The organism is Streptomyces sp. 4N124 (assembly GCF_052245395.1).
Lineage (GTDB): Bacteria > Actinomycetota > Actinomycetes > Streptomycetales > Streptomycetaceae > Streptomyces.
In genome coordinates this window covers 166,657-182,499 of the sequence record NZ_JBQQBS010000010.1, presented here as the reverse complement: position 1 = coordinate 182,499, position 15,843 = coordinate 166,657, and the positions used below count along the sequence as shown (strand labels likewise).

Annotated in this window: 15 protein-coding genes; 9 read left to right on the top strand and 6 right to left on the bottom strand. The window is 70.9% G+C overall.

Going from position 1 to position 15,843, the window contains the following annotated elements; all coding sequences use genetic code 11:
* The first annotated feature begins 161 nt into the window (after positions 1-161).
* From ACTWQO_RS13430 to ACTWQO_RS13410, 5 genes are all read left to right on the top strand, one after another.
* The gene (locus ACTWQO_RS13430; protein WP_443237499.1) at positions 162-1,232 is read left to right on the top strand and encodes a LacI family DNA-binding transcriptional regulator; all 1,071 of its coding nucleotides are present in this window, start codon (positions 162-164) and stop codon (positions 1,230-1,232) included.
* Between the two features lie 119 nt (positions 1,233-1,351).
* The gene (locus ACTWQO_RS13425; RefSeq protein ID WP_443237498.1) at positions 1,352-2,683 is read left to right on the top strand and encodes an ABC transporter substrate-binding protein; all 1,332 of its coding nucleotides are present in this window, start codon (positions 1,352-1,354) and stop codon (positions 2,681-2,683) included.
* Positions 2,684-2,697: 14 nt separating this feature from the next.
* Complete coding sequence (locus ACTWQO_RS13420; RefSeq protein ID WP_443237497.1) at positions 2,698-3,636, top strand: carbohydrate ABC transporter permease; 939 nt, start codon at positions 2,698-2,700, stop codon at positions 3,634-3,636.
* Complete coding sequence (locus ACTWQO_RS13415) at positions 3,633-4,463, top strand: carbohydrate ABC transporter permease (protein WP_443237496.1); 831 nt, start codon at positions 3,633-3,635, stop codon at positions 4,461-4,463. Before ACTWQO_RS13420 ends, ACTWQO_RS13415 begins: the two co-directional genes overlap by 4 nt.
* Positions 4,464-4,492: 29 nt before the next feature.
* On the top strand, positions 4,493-6,553 hold the full coding sequence (locus ACTWQO_RS13410; RefSeq protein ID WP_443237495.1) for a beta-galactosidase: 2,061 nt from the start codon (positions 4,493-4,495) through the stop codon (positions 6,551-6,553).
* On the opposite strand, the gene ACTWQO_RS13405 is transcribed toward ACTWQO_RS13410, so the two are convergent.
* Positions 6,535-7,593, bottom strand: coding sequence for a LacI family DNA-binding transcriptional regulator (locus ACTWQO_RS13405; protein ID WP_443237494.1), 1,059 nt, complete (start codon positions 7,591-7,593; stop codon positions 6,535-6,537). The genes ACTWQO_RS13410 and ACTWQO_RS13405 overlap by 19 nt on opposite strands.
* A gap of 169 nt (positions 7,594-7,762) precedes the next feature.
* Positions 7,763-8,977: an MFS transporter gene (locus ACTWQO_RS13400; protein ID WP_443237493.1), complete on the bottom strand. Its 1,215-nt coding sequence runs from the start codon at positions 8,975-8,977 to the stop codon at positions 7,763-7,765.
* 75 nt (positions 8,978-9,052) lie between these two features.
* Here ACTWQO_RS13400 and ACTWQO_RS13395 point away from each other — a divergent pair, with 75 nt between their 5' ends.
* On the top strand, positions 9,053-9,622 hold the full coding sequence (locus ACTWQO_RS13395; RefSeq protein WP_443237492.1) for a PadR family transcriptional regulator: 570 nt from the start codon (positions 9,053-9,055) through the stop codon (positions 9,620-9,622).
* A gap of 13 nt (positions 9,623-9,635) precedes the next feature.
* On the opposite strand, the gene ACTWQO_RS13390 is transcribed toward ACTWQO_RS13395, so the two are convergent.
* On the bottom strand, positions 9,636-10,631 hold the full coding sequence (locus tag ACTWQO_RS13390; protein WP_443237491.1) for a helix-turn-helix domain-containing protein: 996 nt from the start codon (positions 10,629-10,631) through the stop codon (positions 9,636-9,638).
* Between the two features lie 81 nt (positions 10,632-10,712).
* Positions 10,713-11,687 carry an alpha/beta hydrolase gene (locus tag ACTWQO_RS13385; protein WP_443237490.1) on the bottom strand — a complete coding sequence of 325 codons (975 nt, stop codon included), beginning with the start codon at positions 11,685-11,687 and terminating at the stop codon, positions 10,713-10,715.
* Between the two features lie 243 nt (positions 11,688-11,930).
* Here ACTWQO_RS13385 and ACTWQO_RS13380 point away from each other — a divergent pair, with 243 nt between their 5' ends.
* On the top strand, positions 11,931-12,902 hold the full coding sequence (locus ACTWQO_RS13380; RefSeq protein WP_443237489.1) for a TerC family protein: 972 nt from the start codon (positions 11,931-11,933) through the stop codon (positions 12,900-12,902).
* An 85-nt stretch (positions 12,903-12,987) separates the two neighbouring features.
* Positions 12,988-13,869, top strand: coding sequence for an LLM class F420-dependent oxidoreductase (locus ACTWQO_RS13375; protein ID WP_443237488.1), 882 nt, complete (start codon positions 12,988-12,990; stop codon positions 13,867-13,869).
* A 35-nt stretch (positions 13,870-13,904) separates the two neighbouring features.
* On the opposite strand, the gene ACTWQO_RS13370 is transcribed toward ACTWQO_RS13375, so the two are convergent.
* Complete coding sequence (locus ACTWQO_RS13370; RefSeq protein ID WP_443237487.1) at positions 13,905-14,123, bottom strand: hypothetical protein; 219 nt, start codon at positions 14,121-14,123, stop codon at positions 13,905-13,907.
* A gap of 114 nt (positions 14,124-14,237) precedes the next feature.
* On the opposite strand from ACTWQO_RS13370, the gene ACTWQO_RS13365 reads away from it, so the two are divergent.
* A complete protein-coding gene (locus ACTWQO_RS13365; RefSeq protein WP_443237546.1) occupies positions 14,238-15,143 on the top strand; it encodes a LysR family transcriptional regulator in 906 nt (301 codons plus the stop codon).
* Positions 15,144-15,200: 57 nt separating this feature from the next.
* On the opposite strand, the gene ACTWQO_RS13360 is transcribed toward ACTWQO_RS13365, so the two are convergent.
* Positions 15,201-15,764: an NADPH-dependent FMN reductase gene (locus ACTWQO_RS13360; RefSeq protein ID WP_443237486.1), complete on the bottom strand. Its 564-nt coding sequence runs from the start codon at positions 15,762-15,764 to the stop codon at positions 15,201-15,203.
* Between the last annotated feature and the right edge of the window lie 79 nt (positions 15,765-15,843).

Below are 15,843 nucleotides of genomic sequence, written 5' to 3'. Positions count from 1 at the left end.
CAGAGCCGCATGGGCACGCGCATTCGAGTTTTGCGTCGGTGGCGTACGGACCATTGACTCGGCCCGGAGGGGCCCTGACACTGGCGTGACTACGTAGTCACAGGGCTTGAGTCGGAGGCTCGCGCACTTCATGACTACGTAGTCACGGACGAGGAGGATGCATGGCGACGACCGCCGCCGAGGGCGGACGACGTCGGCGCGGCCCCGGAATGACGGAGGTCGCCCGGGTCGCCGGTGTCTCGCAGAAGACGGTGTCGCGGGTCGTCAACGGCGAACCGCATGTCAGCCCCGAGGTACGCGACCGCGTCCTGCGGGTCATCCGGGAGCTGGACTACCGCCCGAACAACGCGGCGCGTGCCCTGCTCCTCGGCCGGTACCGGCGGATCGGTGTCGTCTCGCTGGGCACCGCGCTGTACGGGCCGTCCGCCCTGCTCAGCGCGCTGGAACGGGCGATGCAGCGGGCGGGCTACTCCTTCGCGCTCGCCGGAACCCTGGAGGGCGAGCGAAGCGAGGTGGGGGTCCCCCCGGACGAAGTCTGGGGGAACGTCTCGGTCGCCGTCGAGTCCCTCCTGGAACAGGGCGTGGACGGGATCGTCCTGTCCGAGCCGATCGACGACGGCACCCCGCTCAGGTTCAGCGCGGACGTGCCGGTGGTCAGCCTCGGCGAGGGCGTGGAACTCACCGAAGGGGTGGGTGCCGTGGTCGGCGCCGACGGTGTGGCGGCCGCCCGCATGGCGACCGAGCATCTGCTCGACCTCGGTCACCGCACGGTCTGGCACCTTCCCGGACCCCAGGACTGGTACGCCGCCCGGGACCGGCTGCGCGGGTGGCGCGAAGCACTCGAAGCCGCCGGCGCCCCCGAGCCACCGCTGCCCACCGCGGGCGACTGGACCCCGGCCTCCGGATACGCGGCCGGTCGCCAGCTGGCCCAACTCTCCGAGGTCACCGCCGTGTTCGCAGCCAACGACGACATGGCGATCGGCGCCTTGCGCGCGTTCGCCGAGGCGGGACTGGCCGTCCCCGACGACGTGAGCATCGTCGGCTACGACGACATCCCCGCCGCCCCCTACCTCTCCCCACCCCTGACCACCGTCCGGCAGGACTTCACCGCCGTCGCCGATCACGCCGTCGACACCCTCATCGCCATGATCGAAGGAAAGTCCCGTCCGGCTCAGCACACCGCACTCGCGGTCGAGTTGGCCGTACGGGCCTCCACCGCACACAGTCGCTGACCCGTCGGCGGAACGGCCCGCGGCACCCCGCCGCCGGCCCGATCCGCCCTGCCCGCGTGCGCCGCCCGGGACGGCCGCGCACGCGCACTTTCGTAGCCGCACCACGTGAGGAGTCACGTGTGGACACCCCATCACGCCGAACCGTGCTCCGCAGCGCCCTGGGACTGGGGGCAGGCGCCGCACTCGCCGCCTGTGGCGCCGGGAGCACCACTGTCCGTACGTCCGGAGACGTGACGCTCTCCCTGTGGACCCACGACCCCGGATACGAGGCCTTCTTCACCAAGGGCATCACCGAGGCCGACCGGCTCACCGACTTCCGCTACCAGATCGAGGTCACCCGCGCCGGGGCCGCCGACCTCGTCACCAAGCTGCTCGCCCAGGCCGTCGCCGGCCGCGGCACGCCCGACCTCGCAGGATTCGAGATCGGCAGCTTCCCGCGGATGCTGCGCGGCGACATCGCACCGCGCCTCCTGCACGACCTCACCGCCGACATCGCCGCCGTCCCCGGCCTCCAGAAGGATCTGCTCCCGGCCCGCACCGCGCCGTACAGCATGGACGGCAGCGTCTACGCCCTCGACTCGGACACCCCGATGGTCGTCTACTACTACCGCGACGACCTCTTCACCGAGTACGGCATCCCGGACTCCGTCCCGACGTGGGAAGAGTTCGCCGAACTGGGCGCCCGTGTGCACCAGGACCGCGGTGCCTCCCTGTGCGTCGTCTCCACGGCGGGCAGTGATGTCGGCCAGCTCGTGCAGTCCTTCCAGATGCTGCTCTACCAGCGCGGCGGCGCCTTCTTCGACGCCGACCAGCAACTGGCCCTCGACTCGGCGGAGGCGGAGGAGGTGCTGCGTTTCCTGTGCGACGGACTTCGCAGCGGCTTCGTCGTCGACATCTCCGACTACTACGGGGCCGCCATGCAGACGGCCCTGAAGCAGGGCAAGGTGATCGGCCTTCCCATGGCCATCTGGTACAAGAACTACGGCCTGCTGCCCAACGTGCCCGAGCAGAAGGGGAAGTGGCGGGTGCGGGCCCTGCCCCGGTTCGCGAAGGGCGGCGGCATCACGGCCGCGGCGGGCGGCACCGGATTCGGCGTCCTCAAGGACAAGGCCAACTCCCGGGCCGCCACGGAGTTCCTCCTCAACACCTGGCTGACCCACGACGGCCAGGTCCGCCGCTTCCAGGAGACCGGCTATCTCCCCACCCGCCGGTCCGTCTTCGAGGATCCCCAACTCAACGCACTCACCGACGAGTTCTGCGGCGGCCAGCGCCTCTTCCGCCTCTACCGCTCGCTGCTCCCGGACGTACCCGCCTTCCACCAGAGCCCGGACCAGTCGATCCTCAACGACGTCCTCGCGGGCAACCTGCTGCGCGCATACCACGGCGACCTCAGCCCACGTCAAGCACTGAAGCAGACGGCGGAAGACTTCCGCGACCAGGCCGGACGCTAGGAAGGAGGCCCGACATGACCACCACCATCGTCGGCCAGACCCCCACCGCGCGTGAGCGCGTCGACACGGCCCGGACGTCTCCTCGGAAGCGTTCCTGGGCGCCCTACCTCTTCATCTCGCCCTTCTACCTGCTCTACGTCCTGTTCATGCTGATCCCCGTCGCCGTCTCGCTGTGTCTCAGCCTCACCGAATGGGTGGGACTGGGCACCCCGCACTGGGTGGGACTGCGCAACTACCGCAACCTCGCCACCGACATCAGCTTCCACCGCGCCCTCGGCAACACCGTCGTATTCGTCCTGATCTCGGTCTGCGTCGTCGTACCGCTCGCCCTGCTGATCGCCCAGGCCCTCAACACCCGGGGGCTGCGTGTCCGCGACCTGTGGCGGACGGCGTACTTCGTGCCGGTCGTCGTCTCGCCGATCATCGTCGCGCTCGTCTTCGGACTGATCTTCGACCGGCAGTTCGGGCTGCTGAACTCCGTGCTGCGTGCTCTGTTCGGCACCGGCGGCGTCGACTGGCTCGGCGACCCGAGCATGGCCAAGATCAGTATCGGCCTGGTCATGCTGTGGCGCTGGACCGGCTACCTCACCGTCTTCTTCCTGGCCGGACTCCAGGCCGTACCAAGGGAGTTGTACGAGGCCGCGGCGATCGACGGAGCCGGACGGCTGCGCACCTTCGGGACGGTCACCCTCCCGGCGCTGAAGCCGGTGACCGCGTTCGTCGTCGTCACCTCCTTCATCGGGGCTGCCCAGATCTTCGAGGAGCCGTACCTCCTCACCGGCGGCGGACCGGCCGAATCCACGCTCTCGGTGACGATGTTCATCTACCGGGCGGCCTTCCAGCGCCAGCAGTTCGGGTACGCGGCCGCCGCGGCGGTAGTGCTGTTCGTCGTGGTCTTCGGCCTGAGCATGCTCTTCAACCGTCTCCTCGGCATCGGGAGGGCGACCTCATGAAAACCGCCACGCGGACCGGCCGGGTCCTGCTGTACTCGACGCTCGTCCTGCTGCTCCTGGCCTTCCTGGCGCCGCTGCTCTGGGCGCTGAGCGGCTCGTTCAAGCCGCGCGGCGACATCTTCGCCTACCCGCCCGAGCTGATCCCCGACCCGTTCACGCTGCACAACTACCGTGCCCTGCTCGACGATCAGCCCTTCGTGCGCTGGTTCGTGATCAGCACCGTGGTCGCGGTCGTCGCGACGGCCGTGTCGGTGTTCGTGTGCGCCCTGGCCGGCTACGGCTTCGCCAAGTTCCGCTTCGCGGGCAGACAGCCGCTGTTCGCCGTCATGTTCAGCTCGCTGTCCATCCCGTTCGCGGTGATCCTCGTGCCGCTCTTCGTCATCCTCGTCAAGACCGGCCTGGGCAGCCCGTGGTTCGCGCTGATCGTGCCATGGGTGGCGCCCGCGTTCGGGATCTTCATGATGCAGCAGTACATCGTGCAGTCCGTCCCGGACTCCGTGCTCGAAGCGGCCCGTATCGACGGCGCGAGCGAGTTCGGCATCTTCCGCCGCGTCGTGCTGCCGCTGCTGCGGCCCGCGCTCGGCGCGCTGGCGGTGTGGACGTTCCTGCAGAGCTACAACAGCTTCCTGTGGCCGCTGGTCCTGGTCTCCGACAGTTCCCAGTACACCCTGCCGCTGGGCCTGCAGACCCTGTTCGTCTCCGAGCAGCGCCAGTACGACCTGGTCCTCGCCGGAGCCGTCCTCGCCGTTCTGCCCGCCGTCGCCCTCTTCGTCCTGCTCCGCAAACAGCTCCTCGACGGCCTGTCCACCGGCGCCGTCAAGGGCTGACGCCGCCTCAACCAACTTATGGGAGAACCATGTTCGAGCTGCCCCGACGGGTTCTGTTCGGTGCCGCCTACTACCACGAGTACCAGCCCTACGAGCGCCTCAAGGACGACCTCGACCTGATGGCCGAGGCCCGCTTCACGGTGATCCGGGTCGGCGAGTCGGTGTGGTCGACCTGGGAGCCGGAGAACGGCCGCTTCGACCTCGACTGGCTGCAACCGGTGCTGGACGGGGCACAGGAGCGGGGGATCTCCGTCGTCCTCGGAACGCCCACCTACGCGGTGCCGCCGTGGCTCGCCCGGCAGTACCCGGAGATCGCGGGGGAGCGGCGCACCGGTGAGCGGATCGGCTGGGGCGCCCGGCAGGAGGTCGACTTCACGCACCCGGCGTTCCGCTTCCACGCCGAGCGGATCATCCGCAAGGTCGTCGGCCGCTACGCCGGCCACCCGGCCGTGATCGGCTTCCAGGTCGACAACGAACCCGGCCTGGAACTCTTCCACAACCACGGCGTGTTCCAGCGCTTCACCGACGAACTGCGTGCGCGGTACGGAGACGTGGAGACCCTCAACCGCGCCTGGGGCCTGGTCTACTGGTCGCACCGGCTGTCGACCTGGGCCGACCTGTGGACCCCCGACAACAACGCCCAGCCCCAGTACGACCTCGCCTGGCGCCGCTTCCAGGCCCGCCTCACCACCGAGTTCATCGCCTGGCAGGCAGACATCGTGCGCGAGTACGCCCGCCCCGGCCAGTTCGTCACCACCTGCATCTCGTACGACCGCAAGGGCGTCGAGGACGACAAACTCACCGAGCGTCTCGACGTCACGGCGGGCAACCCCTACTACACGATGCAGGACGCCCTCGCCCTGCCCGACCTGGGCCGCGACGACCAGGGCTGGACGACCAACGGCACCTGGGCGCTGTACCGCAGCGCCGACCGCATGTACTCCTCCCGCCAGGAGCCCTACCTGGTCACGGAGACCAACGCCCAGGCGATCGGCACCCCGTGGAACAACCGCCCGGCCTACGACGGCCAGTGGCGCCAGGCCGCCTGGGCGCTGGTCTCCCGCGGCGCCTCGATGATCGAGTACTGGCACTGGCACACCCTGCACTTCGGCACCGAGACCTACTGGGGCGGCATCCTCCCGCACAACGGCCGCCCCGGCCGCGTCTACCGTGAACTGGCCGTTCTGGGAAAGGAGTTGGAGACGGCCGGTGACCTGGTGGCGGCGCTGACGCCCGACGCGGATGTGGCCCTCCTCTACTCCTCGCCGAGCAAGTGGGCGCTCCAGGCCCAGCCGCCGCTCGCCGTGCCTGACGGAGGCCCCGACGAAAGCTCGTACCAGACCATCTTCGACGCCTTCTACCGCGGCGCCTTCGACGCGGGCCTCCAGTCCCGCATCCTCCACCCCGGCCAACTGCCCGACCACGACCTGCCCCCCGTCCTGGTCGCCCCCGCCTTCTACGCCGCCGACGACGAGACCCTCGACCGGCTCAAGGAGTACGCGGCGAACGGCGGCCACCTGATCCTGGGCCCCCGCACGGCCTACGCCGACACCGAGGCCAGGGCCCGCACCGAGGCACAGCCTGGACTGCTCGCCGAGGCGGCCGGAGTGACGTACGACGAATTCAGCAACTTCGGAGCACCGCTCACCGTGGCCGGCAGCTCCGGCCTCCAACTCCCGCCGGGCGCCCACGCGTTGCACTGGGCGGACGGTCTGCAGCCGCAGGGCGCCGAGGTGCTGGCGGCGTACGAGCATCCGCACTTCGGGCGCTGGCCCGCGGCCACCACTCACCGGCATGGCGCCGGCCGGATCACCTACGTCGGCACGGTCCCCGACCCCGAGTTCGCCCGGGCCCTGTTCCAATGGGCCGTTTCGGCGGACGAGTGGCGCCCGGCCCTGCCGAGCGTCACCGCGACCTCCGCCACCGCCCGGGACGGCCGGCGGGTCCGCTTCCTGCACAACTGGTCGTGGGAGGAGGTGTCGGTTCCGGTGCCCGCGGCCGTACGGGATGTGCTGTCGGGCGAGGTGTACTCGGAGGCGGTGCCGATGGGGCCCTGGGACGTGAAGGTGCTTCAGGAGGAGCGGCCGTAGGGACCGCTGCTGCGGCGGACGACCAGTTCGACCGGGACGAGCGGCTCGACGCCGGGCGGCTCGGCGGGGTCGTCGATGCGGTTGAGCAGCAGCCGCAGCGACCGGGTGCCGATCTCGGCGAAGTCCGTGCGGACGGTGGTCAGCGGCGGGAGGAAGTGGGCGGCCTCGGGGATGTCGTCGTAGCCGACGACGCTGACGTCCTCGGGGACGCCCCGCCCGGCCTCGTGCAGGGCGTGCAGCACGCCGAGCGCCATCTGGTCGTTGGACGCGAACACGGCCGTGACGTCGGAGCGGCGGGCCAGCCGGCGTCCCAGGTCGTATCCGGACTCGGCGCTCCAGTCGCCGGTCAGCGGGGCGTGCACCTCGGCCCCGGCCGCCTGCAGTGTCGCCTGCCAGCCGGCGAGGCGCAGGTCGGCGGAGGTCCATCCGGTCGGGCCCGCGAGGTGGAAGACGGTCGGATGACCGAGGCGCAGCAGGTGCTCGGTGGCGTCACGGGCACCGATGCGGGAATTCGCGGTGACCAGGGGCGGACCGCCCCCGAGGTCGTTCTCCAGGACCACCAGCGGGCTGTCGAGGCGGGCGTCCGCCAGCGCCCGGCCCACCCACGACTGCGGGGCGATGGCGATCACGCCGTCCGCGCCCTCGGCCGACAGCCGGTCCACGGCCTGGACGACCGTGTCCGGGTCGGCCGTGTCGAGCGCGATGGAGCTCACCAGGTAACCGGCCTCCTGCGCCGCCGTGTTGATCGCGGTGAGGATGGAGGCGGGCCCGTAGCGCGCCGCGTCGAAGGAGATGACGCCGAGCATGCGGGTCCTGCCGCTGGCCAGGGACCGGGCGCTGCGGCTGGGGCGGTAGCCGAGCGTACGCATCGCGGCCCGCACCGCCTCGCGGGTCTCGGGGCGTACGGCAGGGTTGTCGTTGAGCACCCGGGACACGGTCTGCTTCGAGACACCGGCCAGCCGGGCCACGTCGTCCATGACGGGACGCGCCCCGGCGAAGTTCCGACGGCTGCGCCCTTTCGGAACGGCGCTACTGGTCATGGCGGGTGCTTCCTCGACATCGCGGCGGCAGGGCTTCAGCATAGGCGGCACGCACGACAGGCCCTAGCCCGGCCGGACCACCCGCTCGCCCCGCTCGCCGGCAGCCGCTGGGGGCGGTCGCGCGGGGAACTGCGCGATCAGCCCCACCGGCCCGCGGCGAACAAACCGCCTACCCAGCGGAGCGCTCAGCGCGGATGAGCCAGAGTGTGGCGGCCAGGCAGACCGCCGAGACGGCGCAGAGCAGCAGCGGGACGGCACGGATTCCGGACCACTCGATGGCCTTGCCGAGCGCCGGACCGGCCGCGACACCGCCGACCATCGAGGCGGCGATCACGACGGCACCGGCCCGCCGGGCGCCCGGGGCCGCCCGGTTCAGCCACGGCAGCCCGGTGGGAAAGATCGGCGCGATGAACAGACCGACCCCGGCGTACGCGTAGGGAGCCAGGCCCGGCACGGTGGCCAGCAGCAGGCAGACCGTCATGCCCGCACAGGAGACGGTGATGATGGCCTGCGCCGAGAAGCGCAGCGCGAGCGGCGCCACCAGGAAGCGGCCGACGGTCATCATCAGCCAGTACACGGACGTGGCGGTGGCCGCGGCCCCGGCGCCATAGCCCACGGTCTCCAGATGAGTGGGCTCCCAGCCGCCCACCCCGGCCTCGATCCCCACGTGCAGGACATACAGCGCGACGAACACTGCGAGCACAGAGCCGAGGCTGCGGCGGAGGACCCCGGAACCGGACTCCGGCACCTCACTGGAAGCCGGCGGGACCCGGTCCCGTACGCCCCTCAGGCACAGCAGCAACGGCAGGTTGGCCAGCGCGAAACCGAGGAACACCGCGGGATAGTGCTCCGCGCCCACCACACCGATCAGCGCGGGGCCGAGGATCGCGCCCACGCCGAAGTGCGCGTTGAGGACGTTCAGCATCGCGGTGGAACGGTGGCCGAAGCCGACCGCGAACAGCTGGTTCAGCCCGTAGTCGATCCCGCCGAACCCGAGCCCGGCGAGCAGTGCGGCGGCCAGGGCCACGGGCCAGCTCTGCGCCAGCGCGAACCCGGCCGCACCGACCGCCATCAGCAGATAGGAGACGCCGAGAAGCCGCCGGTTGCCGATCCGGCCGTACAGCCGGTCGAAGAGCAGCACCCCGGCCACCCCGCCCACGAAGTGCGCGCTCAGCCCCAGCCCGGCGGCCGAGGGCGACAGGCCGAACTCCTCGCGGAGAGCTGGGATCGAAGGGCCGTAGAGGGCCTGGAGCACGCCGATGAGCACGAAGCCCACGCAGGACGCGACCACCGCGGAGGGGCTGAAGACGGAAGGAGCGAGGGGAGGGGTGAGGGGCCGAGCGGACTGTTGTGCGGTCACGGGGAGAGATGTTACCGGTAACATTCAGCGTCAGGTCAAGACCCGGGACGAGGCGATGGTCGCCCCGTTGAGTAATCAACGGAGTGTTAATTTGGGGCCATGGCGTTGCGTAACGCGGTGATGGCCGCGCTTCTGGAGGGCGAGGCGTCCGGGTACGACCTCGCGAAGGGGTTCGAGGCCTCGGTGGCGAACTTCTGGATGGCCACGCCTCAGCAGCTCTACCGGGAGCTGGAGCGCATGGAGAGCGAGGGGCTGGTCTCCGCCCGGGTCGTGCAGCAGGAGCGCCGGCCCAACAAGCGGCTCTTCTCGCTCACCGAAGCCGGTCGCCACGTCCTGCGTGCCTATGTCGCCGAAGGGCCCTCGAAACCGACGGCCATCCGGGACGAGCTGATGGTCCGCGTCCAGTGCGCCGACATCGGCGACATCGACGCCGTACGGGCCGCGGTCGTCGAGCGGGTGGAGCGGTCCACCGCCAAGCTGGCCCGGTACGAGCGGATGCGTGACCGGCTGCTGGCCGGGCGCAGCGAGGACGAGTACTTCGCCGACGCCGAGCGCATCGGGCCCTACCTCACGCTGATGGGCGGGATGGCCTTCGAGCGGGCGAACCTGGAGTGGGGCCGGACGGCGCTGCGGCGACTTGAGCAGCGTGCGTCGTCGGGAGTGAGGTAGGGCGCGTCTCGGGTTATGAGCGCGCCAAGTGCCGCATGGTCAGGGCCAGTTGCAGCCTGAGCCGGCCCTGCGGGGTGCGCACCGGCCAGCCCAGCAGATGCTCGGCGTGGGCCAGCCGGTCCTGGAGCGTGGAGTGGTGGACGTTGATCCCGGTGGCCGCCGCGCGCAGGCTCGCCGTCGAGGCGACCGCGGTCAGCGTGGCCAGCAGCCAGGGCGTCGCCGCTGCCGCCGCCTCCACGGCGCGGACGTCGGGCGGGGGTTCGGCACCGGGGACGACCAGGTCGGCGAGGAGCGCGATACCGCCCAGGTCGTCGGCGTGCACGACGCGCGCGCCGGGGTCCTGAGCGGTGCCGTCCGCCGTGAACCGCAGGGCGGTGCGGGCCGCCGACCAGGAGCGCGGCAGGTCGAGCACGGGGACGGCGGGGCCGACGCCCATGCGGTGTCCGGTGTGCGGTGGATCGGTCTCCGGGTGCGCGGGTGCGATGCGGGGGCGGCCGTCGTACGGCGCCAGGGCGCGGGCCCGTCCAGCGGGGTCCAGGCCCAGCCGGCGGGCGGCGTGCAGCCGGGCCGCTTCCGGAGCGGTGGCGTCGAGGAGGGTTTCGACGAGGGCGGGATCGTCGACGGGGGCCCGGCCCCGGGTGCGGTCGAGGACCCGCCGTACGGCACCGGCCGCTCGCTCCAGGATCACCGCGTCGACCACACTGGGCTCCGCCTCCGCGCGCTCCAGCCACAGCGCCGGCGCACCGTCCGGAATCAGCGCCGCCGACGGCCAGCCGGGATCCGGCGGGAGGTCGGAGTCCCGCCGGGTGCCGTCCGGCTCCACGCGCACCTGTACCCGCCGGTCGGCGTCGAACAGCCGCGCGGGCACCCCGGCCAGTACGGCCGCCCCGCGCACCAGCGTCTCCAGACCGGCCCGGGACTCGGACAGCCGGTCGAAGTAGGCGATGACCCGCACGGCGGCACCGGCGTCCGGATCCAGCGCCGTCAGGCGCCCGGCCAGCTCTTTCATCTGCCCATGGTGCGGCATCGGGGCGTGTATGAGGAGCCTGTGGGGGCACCGGATCCGGGGGGAGCGGGGGTCGGTCGGGCTTCAGTTCCCCAACAGCCGTCGCAGCCACTGCACATGCGCCGCCCGGGCCGCCTGGGACAGTGCCGCCTGCGGGGCGAAGCCGTCGAAGCCGTGGAAGCCGCCCGGCCACACATGCAGCTCGGCCACGCCGCCGGCCTGCCACAGGCGTGAGGCGTAGGCGACGACCTCGTCCCGGAAGGTCTCCGCGGAACCGACGTCCAGGAAGGCCGGCGGCAGCCCGGTCAGGTCCTCGGCCCGGGCCGGTGCCGCGTAGGCGGGCACGTCCGGGCCGCCGCACGCCTCGCCGAGCAGCGCCGTCCAGCCGGTCTCGTTGGACGTGCGGTCCCATATGCCGAGGCCCGCCATCTGGTACGACGACGCCGTGTCGTTGCGGTCGTCCAGCATCGGGCACATCAGGAGCTGCCCGACCGGCTGCGGCCCCTTGCGGTCACGGGTGAGCAGAGCGAGCGCCGCGCACAGCCCGCCGCCCGCGCTGGCCCCGGCGATGACGATCCGCTCCGCGTCCCCGGTGATCTCGTCCGCGTGGTCCGCCGTCCACAGCAGACCCGCGTACACGTCCTCGACCGGCGCAGGGTGCGGATGCTCCGGCGCCAGCCGGTACTCGACGGACACCACGACCGCGTCCAGCTCCCGGGCCCAGGCCAGTGGTACGTCCACGCCGACCCGGTTGGTGCCGAGGACCATGCCGCCGCCGTGGACGTGGTAGACGATCGGACGCGGGCCGGCGACCGGCTCGGCGGCCGGACGGCAGATCAGCAGCGAGATGTCCGGGGCTCCCTCCGGCCCGGGCACGACCCGGTCCTCGACCTCGAAGAACCCGCCGTCGGTGAGGTCCAGCTCGGCCAGCATCTGGATGCCCGGGCCGGTTCTCACCTCCTCGATCTCCTCCGAGGTGAGACTGGGCGAGATCATGTCCTTGATCGTCTCCAGCGCGGCGGCGAGCTCAGGGTCGAACGGGGGCGGCACCTGGGTCATGGCTACTCCTTGCATCACGCTGTGGCGCGGCGGCTCTTGTGGTCATGGTGCGCGCACGGCGGCGGCCCGGGACCGCCGCCGTACGGCGGAACCTGCCCGCCGTACGGCGGGTGGCACCCCGCTGACCAGGCCCTCCGCGCCCGTGGGCTTGCCATGACATGACCTTTTGTTCACCTTCCGTCAGTGGAAGGGATGGGAAGCGGCGACAACGCTGTCCAGGCCCCACCGCACCAGGAGTATCCAGTGAACGTCTCCCTCACCGGCTGGCTGCTGACCGTAGCCGCCCTCTGCGCCCTCGTCGCCGTCGACTTCTTCATCGGCCGCAAGCCGCATGACGTGTCGGTCAAGGAGGCGGGGATCTGGACGGCCGTATGGGTGGTGCTGGCCTGTCTGTTCGGGCTCGGCCTGGCCGTCTTCGGCGGTGGGCAACCCGCCGGTGAGTTCTTCGCCGGCTTCATCACCGAGAAGTCGCTGAGCGTCGACAACCTCTTCGTCTTCGTCCTGATCATGGCGAAGTTCTCGGTGCCCTCGCAGTACCAGCAGCGCGTGCTGATGGTCGGTGTCCTGATGGCCCTCGTCCTGCGGGCGGGCTTCATCGCGGCCGGGGCGGCGATCATCTCGACGTTCTCGTGGGTGTTCTACCTCTTCGGCGCCTTCCTGATCTGGACCGCCTGGAAGCTGATCCAGGACGCCCGCAAGGAGGAGCACGAGGAGGAGTACCAGGAGAACAAGCTGCTCAAGATGGTCGAGCGCCGCTTCGGTGTGGCCGACCGTTACCACGGCACCAAGCTGTGGGTCGAGCAGAACGGCAAGCGGGTCATGACCCCGATGCTGGTCGTGATGCTCGCCATCGGCTCGACGGACGTGCTCTTCGCCCTCGACTCCATCCCCGCCATCTACGGTCTGACCAAGGACCCGTACATCGTCTTCACGGCCAACGCGTTCGCGCTGATGGGTCTGCGGCAGTTGTACTTCCTCATCGGCGGCCTGCTGAAGAAGCTGGTCCACCTCAGTTACGGCCTGTCGATCATCCTCGGCTTCATCGGCGTCAAGCTGGTGCTGCACGCCCTGCACGAGTCCGGGGTCCACGTCCCGGAGATCTCCATTCCCTTCTCGCTCGGCTTCATCGTGCTGGTCCTGGCGGTGACCACGGTGACGAGCCTGCGCGCCGCGAAGAAGCAGGAGCAGGAGAACGAGCAGGAACGCGTGGCATAGCGCGCGCGGCCGCTTGACTTCGAGAGCACTCCAGGTTCTACCGTCACCGGCGTCGGTGACGGTCCGGACGGACGGAGACGAACACATGCGGGTCGGCGTGCACATCAACCGGTTCGACCATGCTGGGGGCGGGGCCGTGCTCGGCGCCGAACTTGCCGCGGCGGGTGCCGCGGCCGAGGCGGCGGGCGTGAGCTGGCTGTCCGTGATGGACCACTACTTCCAGATGGAGTTCAACGACCGGGCCGAGGACCCCATGCTGGAGGCCTATACCACCCTGGGCTTCCTCGCCGGCCACACCTCCACGGTCCGGCTGGGCGCGCTGGTGACCGGAGTGACGTACCGCCACCCGGGACTCCTCGCGAAGATCGCCACCACGCTCGACGTGCTGTCCGGCGGCCGGGCCACCCTCGGTATCGGTGCGGCCTGGTACGACCGCGAACATCAGGGACTCGGCGTGCCGTACCCCTCGACCGCCGAGCGTTTCGAGCGGCTGGAGGAGACGCTGCGGATCTGCCTCCAGATGTGGGACCCGGAGGCGAACGGCCCCTTCGAGGGCAAGCACTACCGGCTCGCCGAGACCCTGTGCGTCCCGGCGCCGGTCAGCTCGCCGCGCCCGGAGATCATGATCGGGGGCGGCGGCGAGCAGAAGACACTGCGACTGGTCGCCCGCTACGCGGACGCCTGCAACCTGATCGTCTCCTCACCTGAGCAGGCCAGGCACAAGTTCGATGTCCTGCGCCGCCACTGCGACACCGAGGGGCGCGACTACGACGCGATCCGCAAGACCATCGTCTACACCGGTGAGCCCGCCACCCACGGTGACCTCGACGCCTTCACCCAGGACATCACGGGCTACACCAAGCTCGGCATCGACACGGTGATCCTCGGCCCGCGCACCGGCGAACCGGCCGGGTGGATCGAGCGGTTCGCGGGTCCGACGGTTCAGCGAATGGCCGGGCTCGACTGAGGGGCAAGCCCGTCCGGCCCGAGAAGCCCCGCCGCTCACCGGCCCGCCGGGCTCGGCTCGGTGAGGGCGGGGCGGCTGCGGGAGACGATGCGCATGCCGTGGTCGTCGACGACCCGGACCTGGAGCGAGCCGCAGCCGCAGCGGGTCCACACCGTTCCGCCGGCCGCGGTGACGTGCCGGGACACGACCTGGAAGGGCTCGGCTCCGTCGGGCCAGCCGCAGTGCGGGCAGACGGTGCCGGTCGTGCTGGTCATGGGAACTCCTTGGACGTCATGGCTGGTTGACCGTCGCGACACAGCCAGGGTGCAGCGCCACCTCCGTACACGTCCAGGTTGACTTTGTGGACTCCACCTTGAAGCGTGGACTTCATGATTGACCTGCGCCGACTGCACATCCTGAGGGCCGTCGCCCACTACGGCACGGTCACCGCGGCCGCCCAGGCCCTGCACTTCACCCCGTCCGCCGCCTCCCAGCAGATCCGGCAGCTGGCCCGCGATCTGGGCGTCGACCTTCTCGAACCGCAGGGCCGTGGGGTACGTCTCACCCCGGCCGCCGAGAGCCTGCTCGCGCACGCCGACGCCATCCAGGCCCGCTGGGACCGGGCCGAGCTGGATCTGCGGGCCGACCAGGGCGAACCCGCGGGGCCCTTGCGCGTGAGCGGATTCCCGCTGGCCGTTTCGGTGTTGCTGGCGCCCATGGCGGCGCGGCTGCGCGGACGCCATCCGCGTCTGGACGTGCGGATCCAGGAGACGGAGGTGCCGGAGAGCTTCAACCTGCTCTTCGAGGGGGAGTGCGATCTGGCGGTCGTCGAGGCCACCGTGTACAACCCGCCCCTCAGCGACGCACGCTTCGACCAACAGCCGCTGCTGGACGACCCGTTCGACCTCGTCGTACCCGAAGATCATCCCTTGGCGGAGCGAGGCAGGATCGACCTCGCGGAGGCGGCGCACGAGCCCTGGATCGCCCCCGTGCCGGACAGTCCCTGCCGTATGCATGTGATGTCGGCAGCCGAGGCGGCCGGGTTCACTCCGGACGTCGTGCACCAGGCGATGGACTGGAACGTGATGGCCCATCTCGTCGCGCACGGCCTCGGGGTCGCCCTGATCCCACGGCTGGCACAGCTGACGCCCCACCTGCCCATCACCCGGGTGCAGTGCGCGGCCGAGCCGCACCGCAAGCTCCTCACCTGCACGCGCCGCGGCGGCCATGAGCGCCCCGCGGTCGCGGCCGCGCTGGCGGAACTGCGTGAGCTGGCGCCCAAGGCGGTGGCCTGACGCACGCAGGGGCCGGAGCCTCGCGCGGCTCCGGCCCCTGTAGGGGAGGGGTGTGGCTCAGGCCGCGGCGGTCTCGCCGGCGTGCACGTGCAGCCGGGCGACGACCTCGGCGAGGTCCGCGGCGACCTCGGCGTCGTCGGCCGGGTGCGTCTCGGCGAAGCGGGTCACGGAACCGGGGATGGACAGCTTGACGTCCTCCAGCACCTTGCCGCCGGCGATGCCCACCGCCTTGCGGGCCTCGTCCTGCGCCCACACGCCGCCGTACTGGCCGAAGGCGGTGCCGACCACGGCGACCGGCTTGTTGGTGATCGCGCCGGCACCGTACGGGCGGGACAGCCAGTCGATGGCGTTCTTCAGGACGGCCGGGATGGTGCCGTTGTACTCGGGCGAGAAGAACAGGAACCCGTCGGCGGCCTGCGCGGCCTCACGCAGCTTGGCGGCCGGGGCCGGGACGCTGCCCTCGATGTCGATGTCCTCGTTGTAGAACGGGATCTCGGCCAGGCCCTCGAAGAGGTGGATATCCGCGCCCTCAGGGGCCAGCTTGACGGCGGCCTCGGCGAGCTGACGGTTGTGCGAACCGGCGCGAAGGCTGCCGACGAGCGCAAGGATGCGAACAGACATGCGAACTCCAGGATGCTGAAACATTGCCGAAACGATCCGGACCGTGGTCCGCTTAATGTTGTAGCACCATAACCGGACC